Raw genomic sequence first — 2,675 nt, 5'->3', positions numbered from 1 at the left:
TTACACGTTTTCAAGGTTTATGAAGTGCATAAATTACACGTTTTCAAGGTTTATGAAGTGCATAAATTACACGTTTTCAAGGTTTATGAAGTGCATAAATTACACGTTTTCAAGGTTTATGAAGTGCATAAATTACACGTTTTCAAGGTTTTTGGCCTAAAATACATGTAACTGTATATATGGTATATATATAATATTTTAAATACGTTATGTACTATATCTATAGCCTGAAAATCCCCGTTTTCTGTAACCTTATTTCTTCCCCAACTCCTTCAATGCCCTACCAGCCACCAGTTTGCCAGTCATGACTGATATAGGCAGACCAGAGGGGCTGAAACTCCACTGGCCTGCTTGGCTTATGTGTGTAAGTGGGGTAATGACAGACTTGGTTATCTTCTTCATCGAATGGATAACAGGAACCTCCCCCTCGGTGAATGCCCAACCGGTGATAGCTCCCTCACTATTGCTTGTCAGCTTTTCGATAGTACGCGGGGTGGATGTGAAAGCATCCAGAATATGGTCTTCCAGTCCTTCATAGAGGGAGGAAGCAAGTGTTTTAATTATGTGCTCCTGGGAGAACTGCTTAGCCTCTTCATACCAACCATCGTTCTCAATACGTTTGAATAGTTCGTAGGACGCCAGTGTGCTGATAATGATGGCTGTCTTTCCAGGAGGCGCCAGATTCGGGTCCCTGAGAACTGGGATGGAAATCTCATAGGTGGTTGTTTCTAGATATGCCTTGAGATACTCCTTGATCACTTGTTTATCATGGATTGTAGGATCCAACGCTTTTATGTCTACCGTACTCAGTCCCTTGGTGTTTGGGGTATAGAATAAATGGTGAGTGGAGCGTTCCTTGAAATACGATGGAGGAAGATCGGTTGCAACAAAGTGAGAGAAGATAGAGTCCCCTCCGTGCTTTGTTTCAAGCAAATTGCTTGTTTTCTCTATAGTATTTTGCATTTTTGGATCACGTAGTGGATTAGTTTTAAGAATTCTGTAGAGCTGCTTTAAATCTGCTGCCCAGATAAGATGATCATATTTGATACGACCTTCAATAGTCTGTTGTTCTGCATCTATCTTAGTGACAGGGTAGTTAAGCAGAATGTCGACATCGTGGGAACGAAGATACTTTTCCAACGCCAAAGGTAGAGCACCGGTTCCTCCCATGGGGTACTGGTACTCGAGGTACAGTCCAAAGTAACTCAATGCAAAAAAGGTTGGAGTGTCTGCAAAGAAATGCTGGGCGATGATATCTATCAAAGCCTGGTTGTTGGTAAACTTCTGCAAGTACTCGGCTACCGGCTCGTTCAGCTTTCCAATTTTCCCGATGGTTTTCATATACTTGAATAACCAAGGTAAAAGGGTTTTTCTGACGTAGGAGAAATCATCATAGGAGTCGAGGAACATTGGGTTGTCGATTCCATACAATACATCCATATATGTGGTGATCTTCTTGATCTCCTCCATGATGGCAGCAATGTCACACTTATTCTGGGGATACAGGTTTTCAAGCATTGCTTGGTAGCCGACAAAGCTCTCTTTGCTTTCTACTACAATCTTCTCATCCCCAACTGCAAGGGTGACAGGACTTCTTACCCATGGGATTTCGATATCCAATTGCTTCAGCATTGGGAAGATAATGCCTGAGTTTTCAATAGCCCGAATCCCCTGATCGTAGATGAACCCATCTCGTTCAAAGGAATTTACCAGTCCGCCAAGCTTCTCTTGCTGCTCGCAGAGTAGGACTGAGCACCCAGAGCGAGCACAGTATGCGGATGCCACCAATCCAGCGATTCCACCCCCGACTACCACAACGTCATAGCGTTCCTTCATAGTGCTATCTCCCCGTTTCTTGGTGTAACCTTACCATTAAATATTGGGGCAGGCGAGGGAAATGTGTTGTCCTGAAAGGAAAAAACGCCTAAATCTACATTGGTATGCTATCTATGACGAGTCTGATGTATTTTTCTCGCTTCATGCAAACAGATGGAATTCTTGCCTTCAGTGCTATCAGGATGCAAGTTCTGAAAGTGATCGTCAATCCATCCACAGAGAGGACATACTACAAACTCTGAATCAAAAGGAATAGTGTACTCTTCACAGCAGGCACATGTGCTAAAAGCAATAGGTTCTTTGCTCTCTCTACCTCCATGGCCAGCGGTTTCGGCCCTTCCTTTTTCTATACGGTCTTGTTGTACTAAATTGAAGTCCATCTGTTTAGGTCCAAAGTACCTTGAATCAGTTCCTCTTCCTCCCATATAGTGCTCTCCTTTTTCTTCTTTTGTGGAAAACGATCGGTTTTTATATAGATGACATTGCCATCCATCTCCGGAAAAGGCATGTCAAAACACAGTATTAGCTCGGGCGTAATTTGATTCAGCATTTCGTTATATCCAAGCATGAATGCCTCTTTGCAATGCTTACACCCAATTGTAGAGATAGCTACGACTGATCCTTTAGGAACACCCTTGAAGCAAAAATCGAAGCTCTCCTTGTTACCCCATGTTATGGTCGGCAAAACTGAGAGGCCTAATTCTTGCCAAAAAGCGCCACACCATCTGTTTCTGAAGGTATTGAAGAGTTGTATGGCAAGAGGCATATCCGTATAGAGACTGAAATCCGGGGTAAGAACGTGTTTGTATTGAGCTAGCTTTCTCAAGCAACCTTCAGGC

Annotated in this window: 3 protein-coding genes; all 3 read right to left on the bottom strand. The window is 43.1% G+C overall.

Going from position 1 to position 2,675, the window contains the following annotated elements:
• Positions 1-252: 252 nt before the first annotated feature.
• A complete protein-coding gene (locus JF818_RS02450) occupies positions 253-1,836 on the bottom strand; it encodes an NAD(P)/FAD-dependent oxidoreductase (protein ID WP_198890401.1) in 1,584 nt (527 codons plus the stop codon).
• A gap of 107 nt (positions 1,837-1,943) precedes the next feature.
• Positions 1,944-2,216 (bottom strand): CPCC family cysteine-rich protein, encoded by a 273-nt coding sequence (locus JF818_RS16615; RefSeq protein ID WP_198890400.1) that lies wholly within the window; start codon positions 2,214-2,216, stop codon positions 1,944-1,946.
• Positions 2,201-2,675: DUF4417 domain-containing protein (locus tag JF818_RS02440; protein WP_198890399.1), on the bottom strand; the 475-nt coding region annotated here is incomplete at its 5' end. The genes JF818_RS02440 and JF818_RS16615, both read right to left, overlap by 16 nt.

This window comes from Sphaerochaeta sp. S2 (assembly GCF_016406725.1).
Taxonomy (GTDB): domain Bacteria; phylum Spirochaetota; class Spirochaetia; order Sphaerochaetales; family Sphaerochaetaceae; genus Sphaerochaeta.
The sequence above is the reverse complement of the archived record's forward strand: the minus strand, read 5'-3'. Positions and strand labels throughout refer to the sequence as shown.